We start from the raw sequence: 26,341 nt of genomic DNA on the forward strand, positions 1-26,341 counted from the left end.
TCGAAATTACTTTTTAATTTCCTTTCTTATAATCTGCTAGAAACTTTTCTAACCCAATATCTGTTAATGGGTGATTGAGTAATCCTGTAATAGATTTCAAAGGACCTGTCATAACATCTGCTCCTAATTTTGCACAATCAATAACATGCATCGTATGGCGTACGGAAGCTGCCAATATTTGGGTTTCAAAAGCATAATTGTCATAAATATGACGTATCTCCGCAATTAAATTTAAACCATCTGTAGAGATATCATCCAAACGTCCAATAAATGGTGATACGTATGTTGCACCAGCTTTAGCGGCCAACAAGGCCTGACCTGGAGAAAACACTAAAGTAACATTGGTTTTTATACCTCTATCCGAAAAATACTTACAAGCCTTAATTCCATCTTTTATCATTGGTAATTTAATGACAATCTGCTCATGTAATTCTGCTAAAGCTTCTCCCTCTCTAACCATACCATCGAAATCTGTTGAGATTACTTCCGCTGAAACATCACCATCCACGATATTACAGATATCAACATAATGTTTCATTATATTATCTGTGCCTGTGATGCCTTCCTTAGCCATTAGTGATGGATTTGTAGTAACACCATCTAAAATACCCATGTCCTGAGCTTCTTTAATCTGCTCTAAGTTCGCCGTATCTATAAAAAATTTCATGTAATTATAATTTGAATTGTTGTGTTTTTAGTTGTCGCGAATTTACAACTAATAGGCTTGAGGTCTTTACAGAAACTATTAAAATATATTAACAACTTACTAAAACCAATAAAATGATTATTCAACTTCTAAAATATATGTTTTTGACGTACTGTAATTACATAATCTTTCATCCTCATTTTCAAAACCATTCCTAAAAGGACCATCTACATCTAGACGAACATTAACTCTGTAAAAACCAGATTCTGTCGGTGTACCCTCAATATATAATCGTCTGTAATCAACAGAATAATCCATGCCCTCAGGCAAACCAGAAACTTCAAAAAAGTAATCATAGTCATTATCACGTGGCTCATTCTTTATTTCGGAATTTAAAGAAACTTCATAATAATTTCCGACTGTTGCAATAGGAAACTCCTTATTGGCAATAGAAGGTTCACGTGCAATTAAGCAATCAAAAAAATCTTCGCATCCAAGCAAAGTAAAACAGCATAAAATAGGTAAAATTCTAAGAGATCTCATAGTAGCTAATTTGGACTTAATGTCACAAATAACGTACCAAAATAGACTAAAGCTTATAATGATTCATCAATAATCGCTCATAAACTTTATCTGGAAGTATTCGCTTCAAAACGATGGAAAGTTTTTGCATAAACACACCAACCTTATAATGCACTTTAGGTTTTTCGGTTTGAATCACTTTAAAGATCGCTTCGGCCATTTGTTTTGGATCGCTTCCACTATCAACATGCTCGTTCATCATTTGTAAGGACTTCCCGTATTTTTTCTTGTATGGAGAATCTTCCAAAACAGGCGCATGATAACGACCAGCAGCAATATTGGTGGCAAAATCGCCTGGAGCAACGTTGGTCATTTCAATATTAAAATCCTTGAGTTCCATTCTAAAGGCTTCTGTAATCAATTCCAAAGCACCTTTGCTAGCGCTATAAACACCTCTAAAAGGCAAACCCATGTAACCTGCAATGGAAGTGATATTAATAACTAACCCAGAATTTTGTTGACGCATACTAGGCAAAACCGCTTTAATAACATTAATGGGGCCAAAAAAGTTGGTTTCAAAATTGCGTTTAATTTCTGTATCAGGAATTTCTTCAATAGGACCCGTGATACCTGCTCCAGCATTATTAATTAATACGTCAATTTTAGACTCTTTATCTAAAACTTCTAAAATGCACTCGGATATGGTCTCAGCACGTGTAACATCTAAAGCAACTATTGGAAACTTACTATCAGGATAATTATTTGGGATACGACTTGTGCCATAGACCTTAAACCCCTTGTTTTGAAGAAACTCACCAATAGACTTTCCAATTCCAGACGATCCTCCTGTGATTAAAACAACTTTAGACATTTTTCTAAATTATAAAGTTTGAAGCTAAAAGTACAAAGTTTAGAGAAACCTTTGTAAGATTACACCTTTTAAGACTTGAGTTTATGGTACAAAAAAAGGCAAGCTACCTACATCACACCGCTACGACCGCATACCTTTGCTACGTTCCCGTCCTGGAGGATTAAGCAGGAGCTGGTTGTGTAGGACTTGCCCGGCGGCAAAGATACAACCTTTTAATACTTAAACAATGATTTTTAAACTGAATTTTATTTAATAACTTGCTCAAAAATCTTTTAAATCCTATGCAGTTATCTAAATATGTAATTCTCTTTTGTTTAAGCCTTATTTTAATAAATTGTGGAGATACTAATACGTCCAAAAAAACAGGTTTATCAATCGATACAAAAGAGAAATCTTTGATGCTTGGAGACACACTTAATCTGTCGATAACCAATCCCAAAAACCTTGATATAACTAATGTTAGCTATCAATTGGACGGCAAACCAATAGACAAGAATACCGTACTAAATGACATTACGCTTGGAGAGAAAACAATAACGGCAACGGTAAACTATGATGATAAAACTGAAACATTAACCAGGCCTATAAAAGTTTACAATAATATTATCCCAACAATCTATTCGTACGAAGTAGTAAACACCTATCCTCACGATATTACATCATATACCCAAGGTTTAGAATTTTATAATGGTGAGTTGTTTGAAAGTACGGGACAAAAAGGTGAATCTAAACTCAGAAAAGTGAATTTTGAAACTGGGGAAATACTAAAAAATATTGATCTAGAAAATCAATATTTCGGAGAAGGGCTTACCATTCTCGATGATAAAATTTATCAGTTGACATGGCAAGCTAAACGCGGTTTTGTTTACGATGTCGATTCATTTGAGCGGTTAAGTATTTTTAATTATGGAACAAGTAAAGAAGGTTGGGGACTTTGTAATGATGGCAAAAACTTATATAAATCTGATGGCACTGAAAAAGTATGGTTACTAAATCCTGATAATCTTACAGAAGAAAGTCATATCGAGGTCTACACAGAGAAAGGTAAGATTCCTGCTCTAAATGAACTCGAATGGATTGATGGTAAGATATTTGCCAATATATATCAGCGTAATGGCGTCGTTATAATTAATCCTAAAACAGGTGGTGTAGAAGGCGTCATAGATTTTAAACCTCTTAGGAAACTTGTAAAACAGCATGATGAATTGGATGTACTAAATGGCATTGCCTACCATCCAGAGCGTCAGACCATTTTTGTTACAGGTAAAAATTGGGATAAACTTTTTGAAGTGAAAATTAAGAAACGTTAATCAAGGCTTTTGCAAATTTTTGAGAAAACAATCGTAGTTTCAAAAGATGACTTAGATCAACTGAACCATGTCAATAATGTACGCTATGTCCAATGGGTACAAGACATCGCAGAAGCACATTGGTTGCAAAATGCAACTAACAGTATTTTAGATAATGTCTTTTGGGTATTGGTAAATCATCAGATTGACTATAAGAGTCAAGCCGTATTGGGAGACCAGTTGCTTGTTAAAACTTATGTTACCAGATCAGAAGGCATTACATCAGAACGTATTGTAGAATTTATAAATAAAACTACAGACAAGCTTATTGTAAAATCCATAACCAAATGGTGTCTGCTTAGTACTAAAACCAAGCGACCAAAGCGAATAACACCTGAAATAGCCAAGCTATTTGATTAACATTTATTTAGGTTAAAGTTTTTTTAATGTATTCAGGAGTGTCAGGTCAAAGTCTTTTCTTTATCGCACCAATCAATCTTTTATGCGATTACTTTTTTTTACAATTTTCTTATTCGGTGTTTATTCTTATAGCTTTGGACAAAGCTTAAAAGGAAAAGTATATGATTCTAAATCTATAGTAAAGGACATCAAGGTACTTAACAAGACCCAAAATAGACTCACGGTTACGGACAAGAATGGTGATTTTAGTATTGTAGCCATAGTCAATGATACAATTTCCTTTGAATCTGTTTTTTACCATCCAAAATTAATAGTTGTAACCCAATTGCACTTTGATGACATCAATGTATTTGAAATTAAAAAAATCACCAACGAATTAGATGAAGTTGAGGTGAAATCAGAACCTGAACAACCTGTTTTTGAAGAAGAAGTATATAATGAAGACTTGCAAAATCTTATAAAAGAAGATATAAAACGTAATCCGCACCTCTACCAGCCAGAAGTGGCGACCTATGGTATTAATTTTCTTTATTTAATTGATTTAGCACTCAAACTGTTTAAAAGCAAGAAATATAAAGCACCTGTTTATCAACCTGCCACTTACAGGCAAGTGGATTCCTTATTTAGCAACAGTTCCTTTTTTAATAAACGTTTAGTTACGGAAGATCTAGAAATTCCAAAGAACCAAGTCAAATTATTCTATGATTTTTGTTCCGCAAAGGGCATCAGCTCGGAGTTACTAAAGGACGATAAAAAGATGGAACTCCTTGAGCAGCTCGTTTTAAACAGCCAACTGTTTTTAATTCTTCTTGAGGAATATGGTGAAGAAAAAGTGACCAAAGACTAAAGAAGAATAGATATAATTCCGTCGTTTCATAATAAATCATAACTTCAAAAGTTATATTTTTAAGCCAAATTATTTTGTTTATGAAGCGATCGCTGTCATTCCTTATTTGTTTTATGGTATTACTGTTTTGGAGTTCTTGCCGAAAAGATTTCGAATTTTCTCCAAGCACTGGCGAACTCAGGTTTGAGAGAGATACGGTCTATCTAGACACTATATTTACAGATATTGGTTCGAGCACATACACCTTAAAAGTATACAATCGCAGTGATGACGATATTGTTATACCAACAATTCAATTAGAACGTGGTACAAGTTCTTTTTACAGACTCAATGTCGATGGTAGTACAGGAAGTGATAATGTCATCGGTACAGCTCAAGAAGGTCGTTTTTTTGAAGATGTCGAAATTTTAGCGGAAGACAGTCTTTTCATTTTTATTGAAACCACATATAATACAAGTTCAGATCCAATACCATCTAATGAATTTCTGTATACGGATCGTATATTATTTGATTCTGGTAATAACCAGCAAGATGTAGACTTGGTGACTTTAGTCAAAGATGCCATATTTATTTATCCGAATAGAGATGAAAATACTGGTATTATTGAAACCCTAACGTTTGATGTGGATGGCGATGGAACTTCAGACGAAACCACTTTACAAGGACGGTTTTTAGAGGATGACGAACTTACCTTTACCAATGAAAAACCTTATGTAATTTATGGCTATGCAGGAGTCGATGCAGGAAAAACATTAACCATTGAAGCTGGTACGCGTGTTCATTTTCATGCCAATTCTGGCATTATTGTCACTGATGGTGGTTCTTTAAATATTAATGGAACGCTCAGTACAGATCAAGAAGCTTTAGAAAATGAGGTCATTCTTGAAGGGGATCGCTTGGAACCCATTTTTCAAGATGTGCCAGGGCAATGGGGAACCATTTGGTTGTTTAACGGCAGTGAAAACAACACTATAAATTATACAACCATAAAAAATGCAACGATCGGAGTTTTATCTGAAGGCGACCAAGCAACATCCAATGATAAGTTGACCATTACCAATTCCCAGATTTACAATTCTAGTGGTTTTGGAATTCTCGGAAGAGCTACATCTATTTTAGCAGAGAATGTGGTGATTAACAATTCTGGACAATCTTCCTTTGCTGGTACCTTTGGAGGAAAGTATAATTTCACACACTGTACCATCGCCAATTATTGGAACAGTAGTTTTAGACAGTTTCCTGCCCTACTCTTAAATGACTTCATTGTAGATGAAAATAATACCGTTTTTACCAATGATCTAACCGCAGCTAACTTCAATAACTGTATCATTTACGGTAATGACAACCCTGAATTTCTATTGGAGGACGAGGGGTCTGTATTCAATTATAAATTCACAAATTGCTTATTACGTTTAAATCCTAACTTATTCAACACAGGGAATTATCAAATTGATGATCCAATGTTCTACGAAGGCAATGTTTTTAATGAAGATCCAGATTTTGAAGATCCTTTTGAAAATTTAATGCGCATTGGTGAAGATTCTGGTGCTAATGGTTTAGGTAGTGCAATTTTTGCTAGTCAAGTCCCTTTTGATATTCTTAACGTATCTCGCGCAACTTCTCCTGATGCGGGTGCTTACGAGAGTGTTGTTTTTGACGAAGACTAATATCGGCTACCCTTGTTGATTATGAAGAAAGCAAGTTTTATAATTCTTGGAATTTTAACAATATGTTGTTGTTCTTGCTATTCCTACAAAGTATACCCAAAAGCATATAGAAACATTGAAAATAATAGTCAAAAACGAAATGCCTATATAATCAACGATTCTCTTAAAAAGGAATTGAAAATATTTAGCAATTCAAATATATTTCAAATTGTAAAAGATAGTAATTACGCAGATGTGGTAGTCAAACTCTACCCTATTGAAAAATCTTTTGTTTGTGGACAACCCCTAACCATTTCTATGCTTACAATTGGTCAATTACCTGTCATATTACCAGATCAGTATTTGTTTCGTTTTGACGAAATACAAAATGGAACTATCACTAAAAGAACAATAGATTTAAAAATTGCGCAACGCGTTTGGTTTTGGGACCTCTTTGTATTCAATAAAAATTTTGAAGAAAAAGCAGGAAAAGCCCTCTTGGGTGAGTACCTTAAAAACAACAACCCATTAAATTAAATTGAATTAAAATACTACTTTCTTTTTATGAAAAACACATTGGTATTATTACTTGCTGTATTAATCACGAATTTAACTCATGCCCAATTCATCAAAGAAAAATCCATTAATGCTCAAATAGGTTTTGGAATTAGCTCACCATATGAAAGTGAAGATGAAATTGGAGATACAGGTTTCTTTCTCCAAGGCGAATATGTTATGCAACTGGCTGCCTGGGTAGAATTAAAACCTTATGTTGGAATGATCACCACAAGCTCTGACGGTGAAGATCTTAATGATAACCCTACAGACGAAAAAGCTGAAACAAAAGCCTTTTTAATGGGAGGGAAATTTAGAGTTAGAGCACCTATACGTTGGGTTGCTCCCTATATTGAGCTTGGCATTGGGGCATCCATAGGAACATACGAAACACTTACCTCTACAATAGACATTGAAAAGAATGGGCTCATCTATCATATTCCATTTGCTTTTGGATTAGAACTAGGACGTAATAACAATATCGATTTAGGTTTCACATATTATTTTCAGCCGTCGGTAGAACAATATGTAGGTGCGTTTGCCGTTGGCATATCCATTCCATTAAAAAATAGATAAGCCTTAAATTCCAATAAGTTCAAGACTTAATCGTAATTAGGAGTGCCCTCCACTTCCACTTTAGGAATGACCAATAAATCATAACGCTCAATCAAATTAACCAATGGCTTATTGAGATTAAATTGTTTTGGATAATAATGAAAGCCTTTAATCAATGGTCTTAAATCTATGACAACCCATTGGTTTTCCTTGCCCATTTCTAATAAGGCTTTATGATTTTTGTAATACTTATTTTCTGAATCAGAATTATCTTTCAACGCATTATTTTCCAGATAATATCTTGTCATAAAACCTATATTTAATGCAGTGTTTCCATTGAATTCGGCTATTTCATTTAATGTATTACCAACTTCATAAAGGCCTAAAGGCGAAAACCCTTTGGACATATGGTAGCCTCCCATTTTGATGAGGAGTTTATCCTCTCCAAGATTAAAGTCCAAATTATCCAGCCCCTTCTTTAACTGTGATTTCATATACTTTATCCGTGTGAAATTATTCTCGTACCATTGTCTTTGAGAATACAATAAATAAATAGCCGTTGTGCGCTTTAGAGCTTCTACAACCTCTGAATTCTTGGCCTCCAAGCTCATAGCATCTAAAAACTTGCCTATCTTTTCAGAATTGGATATTGCTACTACAAAATCACGTTTATCTTCTTCATCATCTTTATAGAATTGTGTCAACTCACTTTTGGAATCTTCAAAAAGCGATTGATATTTCTTTTGTAAAGTGTTGGGTAAATTGTTAAACATGAGATCAGCAATCATAATATAGCTATCAAAAAATTCTTGATCTATACCAAAAATATGCCATGACCTATCTTTTGCCGTCTGCAAAAATTGAGCATCTTCCTTATTATCAAAAAACGGAATAGCTGTGTTCACATAACCATCAGCAGCTCTAGTGAGGTATTTATTATGTATGGCTTTTAGTTTTGCCTCAATATTGCTTTCAAATGAGTTCAAAATCTCCCCAGTTATAGGACCGACTTCCAACACCATAGTTTTATAATTCAAGCTATCCAAGATTGGGATAATGGTATTTGTAAATTCAGAAATACGACTAGAACCATGGTATTCGCCTAACATGGTAAACTGCGCACTCGCCATTTCTTGTGTTAGAAACGTTTTTCCTTTTCCTTTTAACTTTCCATCCTTAATATCAAATGTATACGTAAAGGGTTCTAAATGCTTCATGGCCAAGCTATCTTGGGCGTTAACAGCAACCCATAGCAAACAGATGGCTAATACTAGTGAGAGTCTTTTCATTTTATATGTTCTTTAATGCTATGGTACATGATCACCTTTAGATTAGGATCTAATTGTTTCAATTCTTCACTCACAGCCTTTGCATGGCCTGACCCAACAATTAACACACTGCGCTTTACATCATTATTTTTTAATACTTCTAATATATTCTTGGCCATAGCTACATTTCGATTGTCCCATTTCTTCATCTGAAGTTCATAATCTTCACCGCTAAAACCGCTATATCTTAACGAGTTTATTCTATAATAGGCATCTAATGTCTCTGGTTTATTCATGTATCTCCCCAATGAACCTGAGACTCCAGCAAAAATATTTCCCCATTTATCTTGTCGCAGTGCTTTCTTAAATGCTTTTTGACCTTCTTTTGTTCCCGTTTTCAAAGCACGCTGCCATGCAGGCCAATAACCAGCATATCCCTTATGACTATCTACACCATGAATTATTTTCAAATTAAGCTGCCTCATTAATTGAAAAGTCAAATCCGGATTCTGATTGCCATAGGGCTTAAACTTTTCAGTAGCACCGTGTCTTGCAAAATATCTATACATTCTATTATTGGCTTGATCACCCATACTTAAATAGTAGGCTTGTAGTTTTTTAAAGTCTAAACTATCCAACGATCTATTAGGAGTAGTAATTAACGTTCTTATCTCCTCCTCATTAAAGAAAATAGAATCTTTTGCCTTAAGATACGCCTCTTTAAATCTAGAATTCCATTCTCCCATCGCCGCTGTATCGCCTGCTTTGGCATACTCTCCCATAATCAGTTGAGGCTCGTACTTTAAAATCTTTTTCACCATTGGTTTGTAGGCGCGTTTTACAATACCAGGCAATTGATGCATATCGCCAACAATAAGAATTTCTTGTTGTTCTTGTGCAGAGGTAATGTTGCACTGAATCAGTATTAAGACTAACAATAATTTAGAAATGTATCTCATGATGTTTAATTTATTTATGCTTCAAAATTCTAATACTTTTATAACATTTAAAAAGAGAATCTGTGAAGTCAATAAATACATCTGTCAAATTTTAGAAACGAGGCAAATCTAAGCAACATTAAAGTTGACAGATAAAAATTAGGGGTTCATAGATACCTTTTATATCGTTAGGTATATTTCTTTAGTTTCGCATTTATGAAATACGATATCAAAAAACTTAGTATTTGGTTTATAGTCTATTATCTAGTCATTGATGTTATTGGAGACATCATAGATGCAGATTCCATTTCTAAAGCCATTGACTACCACACCCAACCTCATATAATTGCGTTAACACTATCAGTAGGAATTATATTCTTTTTATACACACTTTCTTCCTACTCTATTTTTTACAAGTGGCATCATAAAAAACCGTTTTGGAGTAATTTGCTAGCCATAATTATTTGCGCCATAATGCTAGTTGGCTTACGATATCTAATTGAAGAAATTCTTTTTAGACATCTTTTTGGTTTTGGTAATTATAGAAAGGATGTTTCGATGTCTTATTACTTGTTGGACAACTTCTACTATGTGTTTCAATATTGTGCACTAGGCATAATCTTTTACTTCTGGCAATACTCAAAGTTTAAGGATGAGCGCAATAATCAGCTATTGTTAGAGAACCAACGTATGGAACTCGATTTATTGCGTTCTCAGACCAATCCGCACTTTTTATTCAATACGCTTAATAACATCTATGCTTTGGTACATAAAGATTCGGATAAGGCCTTGAGTGCCATAGAGAAATTGTCTTTATTATTGCGTTATTCTTTATATAACACTAAAACTGTGGTGTCTTTAGAAGACGAAATTTCCCAAATAAGAAATTTCATAGATTTGGAGAGTATTAGGCACAAAGAAGCGCCAACTATTAAACTCAATATCGAGGGTTTAACAAAACAAATTCAAGTACCACAGTTTTTATTGTTACCTTTTGTTGAAAATGCCTTTAAACATGGAAAGTTACACAGTAAATCACAACCCATAGAAATTAATTTATTCATTGATAATTCGCATTTAAAATATGTAGTTGTCAACGAAATTGAAGAAAAGAAAAAAGATAAAGTCGGTGGATTAGGTTTAGATAATCTTAAAAAACGTTTGGAATTATTATTTCCTAATGAACATTCTTTTTTATGTAAAGCTGAAAACTCAATATTTAAAGCACAACTCGAAATTCCATTGTAATGACTTGTATTATTATTGATGATGAACCTTTAGCCATTGATTTGCTTGAATCTTATGTTTCAAAGATTGAAAATTTAGAACTCATCGGATCTTTCGTTAATCCCCTAGAAGCTCTAAAATTATTGAGAGACACGCCGGTAGATATTTTATTCTTGGATATTCAGATGCCAGAAATTACGGGTGTCGATTTCAAAAAAATCATCAGTCCTGAAGTTAAAGTTATTTTTACTACAGCCTATTCCGGATATGCTTTAGAAAGCTATGATCTTAATGCGGTAGACTATTTATTGAAACCTATTACCTTTCAACGCTTTTTGCAGGCTTTAGAAAAAGTGCAAAACAAAAACTCAAAAACTGAAACTACCAAGGACGAGGATTACGTCTTTGTTAAGACCGAATATCGTCATCAAAAACTATTCTTTTCTGATATTTTGTATTTAAAAGGTCTAAGCGATTACGTCGTCATCCAAACAAAAAATGGTAAAGTCCTTACGCTGCAAAACATGAAAGAATTTGAGCAAGATCTCCCTAACAACAAGTTCATACGAGTTCACAAATCTTACATCATTAACCTAGAACATATTGAATTTATTGAGCGCAATCGCATCGTTATGCATGGCGAATATATTCCAATAGGCGCAACTTATAAGGATGCATTTTGGAAGAAAATCAACAATAAATAAGTTTGATGATTGCCTTAAATATTAAGCATTAAACAAAGGCCTTCCACCCATAAGTTCATTTACTTTTTCAGCAACGCCTTCTAAAACAGTTTCATTATCATGGTTATTGATAACCTCATCAATTAAATCCACCACATAACTCATATCGTTTTCATTTAATCCTCTAGTGGTTATCGCAGGCGTACCTACTCTAATGCCAGACGTTACGAATGGCGACTCCGTATCAAACGGTACCATATTCTTATTGACTGTGATATCTGCTTTTACCAAGGCATTTTCCGCGTCTTTACCTGTAATATTCTTATTTCTAAGGTCAATTAACATCATGTGGTTATCCGTTCCCCCAGAAATAAGGTGATAATCTTTAGCAACAAACGCCTTTGCCATAGCATCGGCATTATGTTTCACTCTTAGCATGTAGTGCATAAATTCATCGGTCAATGCTTCACCAAATGCAATTGCTTTGGCGGCAATGACATGCTCTAAAGGACCGCCTTGATTTCCAGGGAATACTCCAGAATCCAACAAACCTGACATCTTACGAAGCTTACCGCTTTTTAGTGTAATGCCAAATGGATTATCAATATTCTCACCCATCATTATCATGCCTCCCCTCGGACCTCTTAAGGTTTTATGCGTCGTCGTCGTCACAACATGGCAATGTGGCATTGGATCATTCAATATACCTTTTGCAATCAATCCTGAAGGATGAGAAATATCAGCCAATAAAACCGCACCAACACTATCTGCTACTTCTCTGAACTTTGCAAAATCAATGTCACGAGAATAAGCCGATGCACCAGCAATAATGAGTTTTGGTTGCTCTTTTTGAGCTTGATCAGCTAACATATCGTAATCAATATAACCTGTATCTTTTTTTACACCATAAAATGTAGGCCTATATAATCGTCCAGAAAAATTAACAGGAGAACCGTGTGTTAAATGGCCACCATGGGACAAATCGAAGCCTAGAATGGTATCTCCAGGTTTTAAGCAGGCATGAAACACCGCCGTATTAGCCTGACTTCCAGAATGTGGTTGTACGTTTGCATACGCTGCACCAAATAAGGCTTTTGCCCTATCGATAGCAATCTGCTCCACTTCATCGACCACTTCGCAGCCACCATAATATCGTTTTCCAGGATACCCCTCAGCATATTTATTGGTTAAAACAGAACCTGTAGCTTCCATCACTTGGTCACTAACAAAATTCTCGGAGGCAATCAATTCTATACCATCGGTTTGGCGTTCTCTTTCGGCTCCAATCAATTCAAAAATTTGTGCGTCGCGTTGCATAAATAATAGCTTATGTTAAATGAGCATCAAAAATACGAATTACATTAGTTTTAATATTAAAAATTATGTAGGTTTGAATAGAAATTAATGAACATTTAATCAACAACAGCAATATGCCATTATCAGCCAATAATCCAAATAGAACATCTTGGTTATACGTTAATAAGTACTCTGATTTTCCGATTCAGAATATTCCTTTTGGTGTTTTCTTAACTAGAGAGGATATCATCACCATAGGAACCCGAATTGGAGACACAGCCATTGACCTTGGTGCTTTACATCAATTAGGTTATTTTGATGGCATTCCGTTAACGGACGATATCTTTTTACAAGATTCCCTAAACGATTTTATTGCTGACGGTCGTAAAACATGGCGAGCGGTTCGTAATCGTGTGGCTGAGATCTTTGATGCTAATAACGATGTACTAAAAAATAATACCAAGCATAAAGAAATTATTTGTTTTCGACTAGATGAGATTGAAATGCAAATGCCAGTGCATGTTGGTGATTATACGGACTTCTACTCTAGTAAGGAACATGCGACCAATGTTGGTTCCATGTTTAGAGATCCAGACAATGCCTTAATGCCAAATTGGTTACATATACCTGTGGGTTATCACGGACGTAGTTCGTCTATAATCACAACACATATACCAATTCACAGACCACAAGGGCAAACCTTACCTGAAGGTGCGAAAACACCAGTTTTTGGGCCAAGTCAACTGGTAGATTTTGAACTGGAAATGGCCTTTATTACTACAGATGCTAATGATTTGGGCGAACCCATTCCTGTAGAAGAAGCGGAAGAATATATCTTCGGTTTAGTGGTCTTTAATGATTGGTCGGCAAGAGACATCCAAAAGTGGGAATATGTACCATTAGGGCCTTTCTTAGGCAAGAATTTTGCATCCTCAATGTCTCCTTGGATTGTTACACTAGATGCCTTAGAACCGTTTAGAGTGGCAAGCCCGAAACAAGATCCAAAACCTTTGGAGTATTTGCAAACTAAGGGAAAACACAGCTTCGATATTCATTTAGAAGCTGGTATTATTCCTAAAGGCGGAAAAGAAACTACGGTTTGTAAAACTAACTTTAAACACATGTACTGGAATATGTCGCAACAATTAGCGCATCATACGGTTAATGGTTGTCCTGTAAATTCTGGAGATATGATGGGTAGTGGCACTATTTCTGGTCCGACGGAAGATTCTTATGGTTCTATGTTAGAATTGACTTGGAAAGGTTCCAAACCTATCAAATTAAAAGATGGTACAGAACGTAAATTTATCAATGATTATGATACAGTCGTGATGCGTGGTTATTGCGAAAATGATGACGTGCGTATAGGCTTTGGACAGGTAAAAACACAGTTGTTACCCGTTTTTAATCCTAAGAAGAAGAAATAACATGTACACTATATACTATTATAAAACCTACCTTATTGGGTAGGTTTTTGCATTTAACGATTTTGTATCTTCATAATTTGCGCTATAAATGAGTAAACCATTACTAATATCCTTACTAATTACTTGTTTTGGATTTTCTCAAAATAATATAAAGCATTATACAACCGCAGATGGACTTCCCCATGATGTAACTTATGGTCTTTTTCAAGATAGTAAAGGCTATATCTGGATAGGAACTGATAATGGATTGTCTAAATTTAATGGTCAATCTTTTAAAAATTTCACTATTGATGATGGCTTGAGAACAAATTATGTAATAGATATTACAGAAGATGGTTCTGAAAATATAGCATTAGCAACTTGGGGAGGTGGACTACATTTCATAAAAAATGATAGCGTTATTTTACCTAGAATAAATAATGATTCTATCGATAAAATCCACACCGTTTATACACATAAAAATTACATTATATCACCATCAATTTCCGGGAATTTGCTTTATGAAAAGAAGAGCAGTTTTAAGTTTCTTAAAAGCACATTATTATCAGATGTAGAAAAAAAAGAAATGTTCAAAACCGATAGTACAGAAATTAATAATGGCTATGTCTCTGAATTGGATTCTATTTTGGTCTTAACCAATCATACACTGACCAACCCAAATGACACATTTTTTAAAGGTATATATCAACTAAATGATTCATTAAAGCTAAAACCGATCTTCACTTTTTTAGATGATAAAGTTATCAGCAGTATTGAAAAAATAGATAATGATCTTTATATAGCATCTCAAAAAGATTCGGTATATATTTTTAACACGCACAAGATTTTAAATAAGCAAAAACTTTGTATCGATAATCCTTTTATTGTTAAAATAAAAAGAACCAAAGCTCAGGAATATTTGGTTTTGACATCAGATAACAAAGGCTTTAAAAATGTGCATTTGTTTTCCTCAAACTTTGATCATAAAATCAATTTTAAAAAACTATTGAACATCAAGTCCACAATATCCAATGTATTAGAAGATAATGAGGGTAACATTTGGATTTCAACATATGGTGATGGATTGTTGTGTGTGGAAAGGACGTCATCTAAAATCAACAAATTTGATAATAATCTATTAAATGAATTATTGGTTAAAGGCATTACTGAATTAGAAGATGACGTTTATATTTTAACACCAAATTACATTACTAAAATAAATACATCAAAAAATGAAGTTTATAGACTAAAAGGTATTGGTAAGAGTATTTTAAAGCAGAACAAATCGATAGTTGTAAACTCATTGTATCATGAAGATGCGTTAAATGAAAATATATTTAAGCACATTATCGCATATAAAACGTTTAGTGTAGATTCTATTGGAATAATGCACTATGGAGATAGTTTGAGAATACCAAAACTTAAAATGAGCGTATCTGCTGATAAAAAGACGATATATGATGCTACTTTTTATAAGGATACGCTTTGGCTTGCAACAAACTTGGGTGCTTTTTATTTTAATTTAGAGTCAAAAAGGCTAATTAAAAAAGATATTCTTAATAAAAAGTTATTGGGAAATAAAATAACTAAATTTTTAAAAACAAAAGATACACTTTGGGTAGGTACTAACAAAGGATTAAGCATAATAGCAAATAGTGAAATTAAGCATTTTACAAAAAAAAATGGTTTGGTCAATAATTCCATAAACACATTGTTTAAGGATCATAGGAATCATTTATGGATTGGGACCCAACAAGGTATTTCCGTTTATAACAACAACAGTTTTCTTAACATATCCCAAAAAAATGCATTAGCATCTCCTTTTGTTGACGTTATTTTTGAAGATAAAACCTATAAAATATGGATTGGAGGAAATAAAGGAATTTCGTTAATAGATAACACCAATGAATTACAACTAAAATCACCACCAATAATTAATATTAGTAAAGATGCTTTAATTTTTAATTACGATATTATTTCCTATAACCGTTCTAATGACTTACTCTGTGAATATAAGCTAGATGATAATTGGATAAACTTAACATCTCCTAATGGTTATCTTGATTTTAACAACTATAAAAAAGGTAAGTATCAGCTGCAATTTCGTGCAAAAAAGCAGGATGGAAAATGGGGCTATTCAAAAATCTATAACTTCCAAATTAAGTTACCTTGGTATAAAGAATGGTATTTTGGTAGTTTAATAATATTTATTGTATTAGGTTTGATTGTTGTTAGTACCATTAATCAGCTTAAAAAGAGCAAACAAAAAAACACAAGTTTAAAGCGGGCATTTGACACTCAAGTAAAATTAGAACAAGAACTCTCTAGAGTGAGAGATGCCATTGCTCAAGATTTTCATGACGATTTAGGCAACAAACTCGCGCGCATTTCTTTACTATCTAATCTTGTAAGTGGAGAGGCTTCTATTAACGACTCTAAGATAAAATCCAAAATCAAACAAATTACACAGGATTCCAACGAACTTTATGATGGCACACGGGACTTTATATTTTCTCTTAAAGCCAATAGTGATTATCTTGAGGAGCTAGCTACTTACTTATCTGATTTTGGTGAAGATTATTACAGTAAAACCAAAATTAAGTTTGTGCTTGTAAATGATATTAAATCAAATATCAAATTACCTTACTACTGGAGCAAACAGCTCATTTATATATTCAAGGAAGCTATGACCAATGCCATGAAATACTCTAAATGTAATAAGGTAACTATGCAGTTTCAGCTTACACATAATGAGTTGATTATTGAATGTAAAGATGATGGCATTGGTATAAGCGAGAAAGACTTTACATCTAAAAATGGCTTATTAAACATGAAAGTACGTGCTGAAAAAATAGGTGGACGGCTCAAAATAGAATCTGATAATAATGGTACAGTTATTTATTTTATTGGAAAAACCACCTCATAAGGTAGTTTTCATCGCTAATAGAACTTTATTTTTGTTAGCATGAGACACAGAGTAGTAATTATAGAAGATAACATACCTCTAAGCGAGGGCTTTGAGGAAATAATTAATTCTACTGACAATTTTGAAGTGATTAGTCGTTATGATAACTGTGAAGAAGCCATTGAGCGCATAAAATATGATAACGCAGATGTTTTTTTAATGGATATTGAATTGCCTGGCATTAACGGTGTTGAAGGCACAAAGGCCATAAAAGAAATCTTTCCAAAGGCTAATATCATAATGGTAACAGTTTATGAAAACTCAAATATTGTGTTTGAAGCCTTATGTGCAGGTGCATCTGGTTATCTAACAAAAAATCTTAAACCAGAAGAGCTTACAGACGCACTTAACGAGAGTATCGCCGGCGGTGCCCCGATGAGCATAAAAATTGCTAAAATGGTTGTAAGTTCATTTCAAAAAAAACCTAGTAAAATAGAACTATCAAAACGCGAAAAAGAAGTACTCACTCTACTTTCAGAGGGAAATAGTTATGACAGTATTGCAGAAAAGCTTTTTATTAGTAAAAACACCATTAAATTCCATTTAAAGAATATTTACATAAAACTTCAAGTCAATTCTAATATTGAAGCTGTACAAAAAGCTAATAAGGAAAATTTGCTGTAAAACTACCCTTTTGGGTAAACCAAACTGTGCATTTACAACCTAATTTTATCTCATATTAATCAGAATAAATACATTATGAAAAAATCAGTTGTATTAACAGCATTGTTACTATTTGGTTGTTTATTGTTCGCTTTCACAAGTCCTAACGCCAGTACTAAAAATTTAACTGATACAGAAATAGGCTACTTACCGCCTAATTGCGATGAAGCAATTTACTTCCAAATTGATTCGCAAGAACCATGTGATATTCTAAAATTAAACCCAAATACCGGAGCTTTGTTTTTAAAAACAAAAATTAAAGGGTTATGCGGAAACATTGATGGAGATAAGATAAAACAAATCGGAGTTAATTATTCGGTCACCAATATGGATGGCATTACACAAGGTCATTTCATTATTATTGATTTAGAAGAGGAAGAATAGGTTTTGGTTATAGTTAATGCTTAGTTCTTAAGTAGAAAGAGTGCCATATATAGTTTGGCACTCTTTTTATTTCTACCCTTTTGGGTAGGGCATTCAAACTGCAGGAGAATTACATTTGAGATTAAATATTCAATTCTTATGAAAAAAACAATACTCTTCATATTCCTAGTGAGTGGCACTTTAGGATATTCTCAACTCAATCTAAACAAGATAAAAAAAGCTAAATCTAAAGTCGAAAAAGAACTTACAAACACAACTAAAGATATGTCGCAAAACCCATGCAGTTCAGCCCAAAAATCATTAACCAAATATTTACAGAAATTAGAAGATAAAAAAGCTGAAAATCAAGTATCTAGTGGTTCGTTCAGAACTTATATAAACTCTGCAGAACGCTATTTAAAAAGTATCAAATCAAAATGTCCAGACTTAGATATTTCTGCTGAAGAAAATCAACTAAACGCATTCAAGTCTGATTTAAATAATGCTGGCGGAGCAGATGGTGCAAGACAAGCCAGTATTAGAAAAGGCTATTATGATAAAGCTATTGATGATTTGGTGGGAGATTCACATCCCGCTTATAATGACTTTAAGAAAGCCAAATCTAACTTCCTTATCAAAGCATTTGAATATTACAGGCACAACAAACCAACAGAAAGTTTTACAAGGCTTAAAGAAGCAAAAGGCGAATTTTCATCTATAGCATCTAATCATAAGGATTTGGATTTTACAATAGTCCATTCTGAAATGAAACGACTTGAAGGTCTTTTAAAGTCGGAATCTGGCGCCGAAATCAATTCAAAATTAGCAAAGGAAAATGTTGCAAACTATTTTAGAGATATTCATATGAATCTGAATTATGTTTATAGCGAAACTAGTCATGGAGCAGATGCAACACAAGGGCTACAATTTACAGAGTCACACAAAAAATTGCATAAAACACAAGAACTTTTCAAAGATTTTAGTAAAACAGATTATCTACAAGCTGTAGAGGATGCAAAATCTAATGGAACATATACAAGTGCTCAATTTTATATTGAAAAAGTGGTAGAAGCCTTAAATGATTATTCAAATTTTATTAATAAAAGTGCTAGCACTTTTAATACCTATCTTAATAATTTAAACACATTTGGCATAAAGGGTGACCCAACAAAAGAACTTGAAGAATTAGAAGCTACAAAACTATTTTGCCAACTGCTACTAAAATTTGCACCCGACAACACTAAAGCTGTGCAATGGTTGAACCAAGTAGAAACTCAAATTAGCAAAAAAACTTCAGGAATAACATACGTAAGTAATATGCACAAAACCCATGTGGGTAAATTGTTATTTTCAAACAAGGAAGTTGTCATTGGTAATGAGAGCGAAAGTGATTTCTCATCTAACTTTAAATCTGGAGATTATATCTACGCTACTGTTTATTTACCTGCTAAATTGAGAGAATTAACAGACTCTTATGCGGCAAATGATGTTAAAATATTGGTTAATGGAGGTATTATAAGTGAACCTGAAAGTACGGCCGTTTGGGTAACTACACCTATGCAAGAAAAAAATTATTTACAGTTTGCTATTATACCTAGCAAATCCTGGAAACAAAAATATGGCAAACCTTATTTTGAAAATAAATTAAGGACTCATGAGCATATTGCTAATGCGCTAATTACCGCCGGACCTTATTCTGAAACAACTCTAAGTGCAGAGGTATTTTTTAGAGGTACCAATTCAAGTATTAAAGGCGAGTTCAGTATTGATTTGTCTAGTGGTATTGACAAGTTAGAGACTATTGTAAACCAGGAAGAGAACGCGCGATTGGCAGATGCCAAATTACCAAAAGCCGGAATGCAAAACTCAGGTTTAGAAAAAGAAGCACTTGGGATTATGCAACGCAAAAGCGGTAGCTCAAAAACATATACAAAAGCTATTATTACGTCCGTTAATTGGGATTATGATAAAAATTGGAATGGTGTTATTCTATCCAGATCGTTGGTTATTGCCTTAGTATCAAAAGAGCATGACGGCAAATGTATGTACCAATATTTCAACTTTAAACAGCAAGCTCAAGGCGGAGGTAAATATAATAGCAATCTAGAATTCGCTGGTGTAGGGCAAAACGTCTATATCTCTTGCGATAATGCAAACTAAATAATTATGAATAAAATACTCTTAACAACTCTACTCTTTTTGACTTTGGGAGTAAATCAAACATGCGAAAGTGATGATTTAAACGAATCTGAAAGCTATGAAAACACATTAAATGGTTCATGGAATTTAATTTCAATTCAAGGTGGATCTGCTAATGTTGATTATCAATTTGACAAAGGTCTTATAACATGGGAATTTCATCTTAACACTAATACACTTGAGGTGGTTAATAATATCTCTGGAAATTCAGGACACACCGCACTAGACACAGGTGAATACAGCTTTAGTATAATTCAATTTGATGCCATATCGCTTCTTGAAATTAATGATGAAAGCTATGGATCTTATTTTATGGAGAATAATAGTCTAATTATTGACCAGAACGGTTCAACTTCTGGAAACTCGGATGGGTATACATTAGGTTTTTTGAGGTAATGACTAAACAATTTTCTAAAGAAAAAATAAAACGCATTAATAGAATTACTTGGATTGCTAGTGCATTTATTGCTATTTTATTTGCTGTACTCATAAGCATCAACAATCATCAAGAAGATCATTTACTTAACGATGGCATAAGGGAAGATGTTATTGTGGTTCAAAAGCATAAATCTGGCAGCAATGCTAAATATTCAAGTGAGCACTACTACCTTACGGTAGATTGGTTTAAAGTTTTAGACACCATTCCATATTACAAATCAAAAGATACTACTGGTTTAAGTAATGCCGAAAAAATGAGCAACGACATTCTTTCAAAATCTTTTAAAGGAAAAGCAAGAATTAGAACAGAACGGCTTAATACACCTATAAAATTAAAATACATCAATGGCATGAGCTACGAGAAACTTTATCATGGTGAAATCGTCACCCTTGTCTATTTTAAGGGTAAGCCAGAAGAAGGCCGTCTATTAAGAGAACTCGAATAGTATTGAACACAAATCCAACACCAAAGACAATTGCAGAATTACAGCAATGGCTAAAAGCACAATGCCATTATAACCTAAGCTATTATAATATTGACGGCACAACTATTTATGAAGGTTACTGCATTAAAATTGTAGATGGTGTTTATCAATGGTGTTTCCATGATAGAAGTCATAGAGAGGTTGTAGTACAATTTAAGAATGAAAAAGACATCGTCTCATATGCACACAAAGAAATAACGTCTAATAGTTGGACAAAAAATAATTTGGTTGGTATTTTTAAACCTCTTGAATTAAATACCATTCTAAAATCCATAAACAAACTCGATATTACTTACAACACTGACCAATTATTCTATGGTAAAGATGACGTAAGAACTCGTGTTTTTGTAACAGGTTGTGATATTAAAAAAGTAACGCACTTAATTAAAAGCATCTACAAATAGTTATTCTACCCTTTCGGGTAGTACTGTGAGACCCTCTCAAATCTACATTTACAGCATAAACTATAAACCTATTTATTATGAAAAAAATTCTACTTTTTATGATTGTATGTTGTACAATCAATGTAAATGCCCAAAACATATCTTTTAGTGATCCTGATTTTAAGGCAGCATTAATCTCTAATGGTATAGATACCAATAATGATGGTGAAATTAGTCAAACCGAAGCTCTTGCAGTTAATGGGTTTAATTTTTTTAACAATAGTGCTATCAATGACTTAGGTGGAATAGAATTTTTCACTAACATAGAATCAATAGGTTGCGTAAATTGTGGTATAAACGTTAGTCCAGATTTATCAGACTTAACAGGTCTATTAAACTTATATCTAGGAGATAATAATCTAACGAGTATTGACGTGTCTTTTAATACCGACCTTCTTGAGTTTTCCATGCCTAACAATGGACTTACATCAATAGATTTGACAAATAATACAGAATTAACCTTAATAAATATTTCTGGTAATTCTATAACTGCTATGGATACTTCAAATCAAAATGATTTATTAAGCTTAATAGCGGACAACAATGCTCTTACTTCATTAGATATATCTAATTGCACTGATTTAGAAGTACTCACGGTAAATGACAACAATTTAACCGCTATAGATATAACAAATAATGTAGATTTAATAAGTTTTGTTGCTTTCAACAATAGTATTATAGAAATTGATGCTAGAAATAATGCTGCTTTAATAAATTTTAATGCTACGAATAATTCTGGCTTAGAATACATTAATATAGCGAATGGCACTAATGCCTCATTAACGACGTTTACAGTAACTAATAATACTGACTTGACTTGTATAAAAGTTGATGATCCTGCTGCTGCAAACACATATTCTGGCTGGACTAAAGATTCCTCAGCGACTTATGCTTTAACCTGTGGTCCAGAATTGACTATCTCTGCACCAACAAGTACAGATAGCAATGGAGTTACTGCAACTTTCACCTTTAGTGAACCTGTAACTGGATTTGACATTTCAGACATAAACATATCAAACGGAACTGCAAGTGATTTTGCAGCTGGACTAACTGCCGCAGAATACACGGCGGTAATAACACCAAATTTTGTTTGTGGACAATCGGTAACTATTATGGTTCCTGAAGCAGGCGCACAAAACATTGATGGTCGTGATAGTGAGCCTTCTCAATTATCAATTACAACTATAGATGACATCCCTCCTACACTAACATGCCCAGCAAATACAACTGTAGAGTGTGGAGACTCAACAGATCCTACTGTAACTGGTACAGCCACTGCGTTTGATAATTGTGAACCTGTATGTCAGCCAATAACATATCCTTTGGCTAATAATAACGGCACTACAGAAATAACTTACTGTGGCTTTTTTCCTTGTAGCGGACCGCAACCAGATTGGGGAGATGTCACCATTATGCAAGACACGGATAATTTAACAATTAGCATACAAATGAATCAATCTGTAGGTGCGCAATGGTATCTCGAAAATGTACGTTATTATTTGGCTCCAGATACAAGTTTTAATACAGCGGCAAACATACCAATTGAAGACTCTAATTGGACTAGTGTCGCTCCTCCATCAATTCCTGCTAGTTATACAATTACGATACCTTTAGTTGATGTCCCATCGGATTCATGTTATGCATTAGGGATAATTGTTGGTGCGGTACAAAAGAACTTTCTTGGTAATCCAGATGCCGCCTCACGACGAGACTTATATGCTTTTTCTCCTACGTCCACAAATCAATCCGTTTTTTTACCTGATTATTGTGCAATCCCATGTGGAACGAGCAATACAGTTATAACCAGCTCAGATAATTTCTTAGATACTTGTGGAAACACGTCTATAATAACTAGAACTTGGACAGCAACAGATACTAATGGAAATATTTCAACATGTGATCAAATTATTAATGTTGTTGATACCACAGGACCAACCATTACCTGCCCTACAAATATTGTGGTAAATAATGATGCAAATAGTTGCGGTGCCGTTGTAAATTACAGTGCAACTGCTACTGATAGCTGTGGCGGTATTTTTTCATTAACTTATGATATAGCATCTGGTAATATATTCCCAATTGGTACAACAACCGTTAATGTTACTGCTACAGATGTATGCGATAACCAATCAACATGTTCCTTTACTGTTACTGTTAATGATATTGAAGCTCCAGTAATGTCCTGTCCAGCTAACCAAACGGTAAGCGTAAATCAAGGAAGCACATATACAGTACCAGATTACCTGGACGGTAGTTTTGTTTCGCCATCAGATAATTGTCCATTAACATCATTAACCCTTGCACAAACACCGGCACCTAACACACAATTATCAGCTGGCACATATACCATAACATTATCAGCAACTGATTCTGGAAATAACAGTGATAGCTGCACATTTGACTTGGTAGTTAATGAAGTATTAAGTATAGATGAATTTGATGTAAATAACTACAAAATATATCCAAATCCAGTCTTAAAGTATTTTAAAATAGATGGCAATCTACCTATAGAAAACGTTAAGATATTCGACTTAAATGGTAAACTGGTAAAACATTTTTTAAAGGATATTTCTAATTATATTGTCGATGATCTTCATAGTGGATTATATTTTGTTAAAATAACAACTAATCGAGGTATCGCTACAAAAAAGTTAATTAAACACTAAACGTTGCATTTAAAGCTAGTGTCTTACAAGAATCGAAAAACTAATTTCCTTTCACATTATGATGAATAAATTAGAAAAAAAGAAACTCGAGATATTTTTGTTCATATACTACGCAATGTTAGTTATAGGTATATGGCTAATCGCTTTTTAGTCATGCTTTAGTTAATAACCCTAAGCACCCTTTTTGGGTGCTTTTGTATTTAGGCATAATAACATACGGCTAAATCATAGAACTCAATATTAAGAAACCGTAATGCGTATTATTCAATTTCGAGCTTTTTTTATTTGTGTCTTAGAATACAACTTATCCAAAAATTCAAATAGCTAGATATAACACTTAACATCCCATGAAAATTTGTCAATTCGAGTGGTTTTAGAGGTGTAAACCGATAAAACCGTATCGAGAATAAGAATTTTCAATACCACCTTGTTCTTACTTAACACTTCGCACTCCATGCTTATAAATTCACGCTTCGTGCTTCGAGCGTTAAACCTTATCGTTATAAAAACCTAACAATTAGAATGTTATAATTTATGGCACAATCATTGGTTTTATACTTTGTATAACCTTTAAAACACAAGATTATGAAACGAATTTTACTATTATCAGTCCTTGTTTCGGTACTCGTATCTTGTAGTGCCAAAAAACAAATTGAATCCGCCATCAGTCATGGTAACTATGACCAAGCTATTTCTGAAGCGTTGCGAAAGCTAGAAAACAACAAAGACAAAAAACGTAAGCAAGCTTATGTGGTGATGCTAAAGGATGCCTATGACAAAGTCCTGGATGAAGATTTAGCTCGCATTGCACAATTGAAAAAAGATGGCAATCCTGAGTTATATAAAACCATTTACGAGAGCTATGCTGATTTAGAAGCAAGACAAAATACGATAAAGCGTGTAATGCCTTTAAGAATCAATGGCAAGACCATAACTTTTACCTTCAGGGATTATAGCGATGCTATCGTAGATTACAGATATAAAACCTCTGATTTCTTAATGGATAAAGGTCTGGATTTGTTGGATACTGAAGATAAGTTCAACGCACGTGAGGCTTATAGACTTTTTGATTATGTCGATAACATCAATCCAAATTTTGAAAATGTGAGAGCATTGATGCAAGAAGCCCATGTTACTGGGATGGATTATGTCCGTGTATCGGTGCAAAATGAAACCCATCAAATTATACCACAACGATTGGAAGCTGAGCTATTGGACTTTAATACCTATGGACTCAATCAATTCTGGACGACGTATCATGCCAATGCAGATGCTAGCATCGATTATGATTACGCCATGCAATTGCAATTAAAGCGTATCAATATTTCGCCAGAGCGTATTAATGAAAGACAACTGTTACGTGAAAAGCAAATTGTAGATGGTTGGGAATACCTTTTAGATGATGCTGGCAATGTCGCCAAGGATAGTTTGGGCAATGATATTAAGGTCGATAAGATCGTTACGGTAAGAGCACGTTTTTTTGAAGTTCTACAAACCAAGTCTGCCCAAGTCATAGCCGATGTAGTGTATACAGATCTCAAACAAAACCAGGTGGTAGATAACTTTACCATAGATAGTGGTTTTACCTTCGAAAATGTTTTTGGACGATTTAGAGGCGACAGAAGAGCTTTGAATAGAGATGATAGAAATCTATTGAGACAACAACAAGTGGTTTTCCCAACAGATGCTCAAATGGTGTACGACTCTGGTGAAGACTTAAAGTTAAAACTAAAAAACATCATCAAATCCTACCGCTTAAATAGTTAGTAAAAGAAAACCTCCCGGAAATGGGAGGTTTTTTTATTGCGCTTATCGTGTTTGTGTATGGTTTGGTTCCGGAATTCAGCCGAAGCGTTTTACGTTTGGATGAGCCGTTTACGACGAAAATTCTACGGGAAAAAAGCGCAAGGCTGAGTTGCACAATTGTTCCGTTTACTAAAAGTATAAATT

24 protein-coding genes and 1 other RNA gene are annotated in these 26,341 nt (G+C 33.9%); 18 read left to right on the plus strand and 7 right to left on the minus strand.

Annotation, left to right across the window (positions count from 1 at the left end):
- Positions 1 to 13: 13 nt before the first annotated feature.
- From fsa to ffs, 4 genes are all read right to left on the minus strand, one after another.
- On the minus strand, positions 14 to 667 hold the full coding sequence (gene fsa, locus H7F21_RS09860; protein ID WP_185789098.1) for a fructose-6-phosphate aldolase: 654 nt from the start codon (positions 665 to 667) through the stop codon (positions 14 to 16).
- Between the two features lie 117 nt (positions 668 to 784).
- Complete coding sequence (locus H7F21_RS09865; protein WP_185789099.1) at positions 785 to 1,189, minus strand: hypothetical protein; 405 nt, start codon at positions 1,187 to 1,189, stop codon at positions 785 to 787.
- Between the two features lie 46 nt (positions 1,190 to 1,235).
- Positions 1,236 to 2,039 (minus strand): SDR family oxidoreductase, encoded by an 804-nt coding sequence (locus tag H7F21_RS09870; protein ID WP_185789100.1) that lies wholly within the window; start codon positions 2,037 to 2,039, stop codon positions 1,236 to 1,238.
- 93 nt (positions 2,040 to 2,132) lie between these two features.
- Positions 2,133 to 2,231, minus strand: an RNA gene (gene ffs, locus H7F21_RS09875) — signal recognition particle sRNA small type.
- An 89-nt stretch (positions 2,232 to 2,320) separates the two neighbouring features.
- Between ffs and H7F21_RS09880 the strand changes: the two genes are divergently transcribed.
- The 6 genes from H7F21_RS09880 (at position 2,321) to H7F21_RS09905 (ending at position 7,372) form a co-directional block, all read left to right on the plus strand.
- Positions 2,321 to 3,349 carry a glutaminyl-peptide cyclotransferase gene (locus H7F21_RS09880; RefSeq protein WP_185789101.1) on the plus strand — a complete coding sequence of 343 codons (1,029 nt, stop codon included), beginning with the start codon at positions 2,321 to 2,323 and terminating at the stop codon, positions 3,347 to 3,349.
- A 9-nt stretch (positions 3,350 to 3,358) separates the two neighbouring features.
- A complete protein-coding gene (locus H7F21_RS09885; protein ID WP_185789102.1) occupies positions 3,359 to 3,748 on the plus strand; it encodes an acyl-CoA thioesterase in 390 nt (129 codons plus the stop codon).
- A gap of 82 nt (positions 3,749 to 3,830) precedes the next feature.
- Entirely contained in the window at positions 3,831 to 4,595 is a 765-nt protein-coding gene (locus H7F21_RS09890; protein ID WP_185789103.1) for a hypothetical protein, read from the plus strand.
- A gap of 80 nt (positions 4,596 to 4,675) precedes the next feature.
- Positions 4,676 to 6,262 (plus strand): right-handed parallel beta-helix repeat-containing protein, encoded by a 1,587-nt coding sequence (locus H7F21_RS09895; RefSeq protein WP_185789104.1) that lies wholly within the window; start codon positions 4,676 to 4,678, stop codon positions 6,260 to 6,262.
- Positions 6,263 to 6,283: 21 nt separating this feature from the next.
- The gene (locus H7F21_RS09900) at positions 6,284 to 6,778 is read left to right on the plus strand and encodes a hypothetical protein (RefSeq protein ID WP_185789105.1); all 495 of its coding nucleotides are present in this window, start codon (positions 6,284 to 6,286) and stop codon (positions 6,776 to 6,778) included.
- Positions 6,779 to 6,805: 27 nt separating this feature from the next.
- Positions 6,806 to 7,372: a hypothetical protein gene (locus tag H7F21_RS09905; protein ID WP_185789106.1), complete on the plus strand. Its 567-nt coding sequence runs from the start codon at positions 6,806 to 6,808 to the stop codon at positions 7,370 to 7,372.
- A gap of 26 nt (positions 7,373 to 7,398) precedes the next feature.
- On the opposite strand, the gene H7F21_RS09910 is transcribed toward H7F21_RS09905, so the two are convergent.
- Positions 7,399 to 8,640, minus strand: a complete 1,242-nt coding sequence (locus H7F21_RS09910) for a hypothetical protein (RefSeq protein WP_185789107.1) — start codon at positions 8,638 to 8,640, stop codon at positions 7,399 to 7,401.
- The gene (locus H7F21_RS09915) at positions 8,637 to 9,578 is read right to left on the minus strand and encodes a DUF5694 domain-containing protein (RefSeq protein WP_185789108.1); all 942 of its coding nucleotides are present in this window, start codon (positions 9,576 to 9,578) and stop codon (positions 8,637 to 8,639) included. Before H7F21_RS09915 ends, H7F21_RS09910 begins: the two co-directional genes overlap by 4 nt.
- 195 nt (positions 9,579 to 9,773) lie before the next feature.
- On the opposite strand from H7F21_RS09915, the gene H7F21_RS09920 reads away from it, so the two are divergent.
- Both H7F21_RS09920 and H7F21_RS09925 read left to right on the plus strand, forming a co-directional pair.
- Entirely contained in the window at positions 9,774 to 10,805 is a 1,032-nt protein-coding gene (locus H7F21_RS09920; RefSeq protein WP_185789109.1) for a sensor histidine kinase, read from the plus strand.
- Positions 10,805 to 11,488, plus strand: a complete 684-nt coding sequence (locus H7F21_RS09925; protein ID WP_185789110.1) for a LytR/AlgR family response regulator transcription factor — start codon at positions 10,805 to 10,807, stop codon at positions 11,486 to 11,488. The genes H7F21_RS09920 and H7F21_RS09925 overlap by 1 nt, the downstream gene beginning before the upstream one ends.
- A 21-nt stretch (positions 11,489 to 11,509) precedes the next feature.
- Here the strand turns inward: H7F21_RS09925 and glyA are convergent, their stop codons facing one another.
- The gene (glyA, locus tag H7F21_RS09930; RefSeq protein WP_185789111.1) at positions 11,510 to 12,784 is read right to left on the minus strand and encodes a serine hydroxymethyltransferase; all 1,275 of its coding nucleotides are present in this window, start codon (positions 12,782 to 12,784) and stop codon (positions 11,510 to 11,512) included.
- Positions 12,785 to 12,897: 113 nt separating this feature from the next.
- Between glyA and fahA the strand changes: the two genes are divergently transcribed.
- The 10 genes from fahA (at position 12,898) to H7F21_RS09980 (ending at position 26,158) form a co-directional block, all read left to right on the plus strand.
- Positions 12,898 to 14,190 (plus strand): fumarylacetoacetase, encoded by a 1,293-nt coding sequence (gene fahA, locus H7F21_RS09935; RefSeq protein WP_185789112.1) that lies wholly within the window; start codon positions 12,898 to 12,900, stop codon positions 14,188 to 14,190.
- 88 nt (positions 14,191 to 14,278) lie between these two features.
- Entirely contained in the window at positions 14,279 to 17,095 is a 2,817-nt protein-coding gene (locus H7F21_RS09940) for a sensor histidine kinase (protein ID WP_185789113.1), read from the plus strand.
- Positions 17,096 to 17,134: 39 nt separating this feature from the next.
- Positions 17,135 to 17,758, plus strand: a complete 624-nt coding sequence (locus H7F21_RS09945; protein ID WP_185789114.1) for a response regulator — start codon at positions 17,135 to 17,137, stop codon at positions 17,756 to 17,758.
- 75 nt (positions 17,759 to 17,833) lie between these two features.
- Positions 17,834 to 18,181, plus strand: a complete 348-nt coding sequence (locus H7F21_RS09950; protein WP_185789115.1) for a hypothetical protein — start codon at positions 17,834 to 17,836, stop codon at positions 18,179 to 18,181.
- 138 nt (positions 18,182 to 18,319) lie between these two features.
- Positions 18,320 to 20,320 carry a hypothetical protein gene (locus H7F21_RS09955; RefSeq protein WP_185789116.1) on the plus strand — a complete coding sequence of 667 codons (2,001 nt, stop codon included), beginning with the start codon at positions 18,320 to 18,322 and terminating at the stop codon, positions 20,318 to 20,320.
- A 6-nt stretch (positions 20,321 to 20,326) separates the two neighbouring features.
- Positions 20,327 to 20,755 carry a hypothetical protein gene (locus tag H7F21_RS09960; RefSeq protein WP_185789117.1) on the plus strand — a complete coding sequence of 143 codons (429 nt, stop codon included), beginning with the start codon at positions 20,327 to 20,329 and terminating at the stop codon, positions 20,753 to 20,755.
- Positions 20,755 to 21,243, plus strand: a complete 489-nt coding sequence (locus H7F21_RS09965; protein ID WP_185789118.1) for a hypothetical protein — start codon at positions 20,755 to 20,757, stop codon at positions 21,241 to 21,243. The genes H7F21_RS09960 and H7F21_RS09965 overlap by 1 nt, the downstream gene beginning before the upstream one ends.
- 2 nt (positions 21,244 to 21,245) lie before the next feature.
- Positions 21,246 to 21,686 (plus strand): hypothetical protein, encoded by a 441-nt coding sequence (locus H7F21_RS09970; RefSeq protein ID WP_185789119.1) that lies wholly within the window; start codon positions 21,246 to 21,248, stop codon positions 21,684 to 21,686.
- Between the two features lie 77 nt (positions 21,687 to 21,763).
- Complete coding sequence (locus H7F21_RS09975; RefSeq protein ID WP_185789120.1) at positions 21,764 to 24,391, plus strand: HYR domain-containing protein; 2,628 nt, start codon at positions 21,764 to 21,766, stop codon at positions 24,389 to 24,391.
- A 585-nt stretch (positions 24,392 to 24,976) separates the two neighbouring features.
- On the plus strand, positions 24,977 to 26,158 hold the full coding sequence (locus H7F21_RS09980) for a hypothetical protein (protein WP_246431456.1): 1,182 nt from the start codon (positions 24,977 to 24,979) through the stop codon (positions 26,156 to 26,158).
- The last annotated feature ends 183 nt before the right edge of the window (positions 26,159 to 26,341 follow it).

This window comes from Winogradskyella flava, from assembly GCF_014243395.1.
GTDB lineage: Bacteria > Bacteroidota > Bacteroidia > Flavobacteriales > Flavobacteriaceae > Winogradskyella > Winogradskyella flava.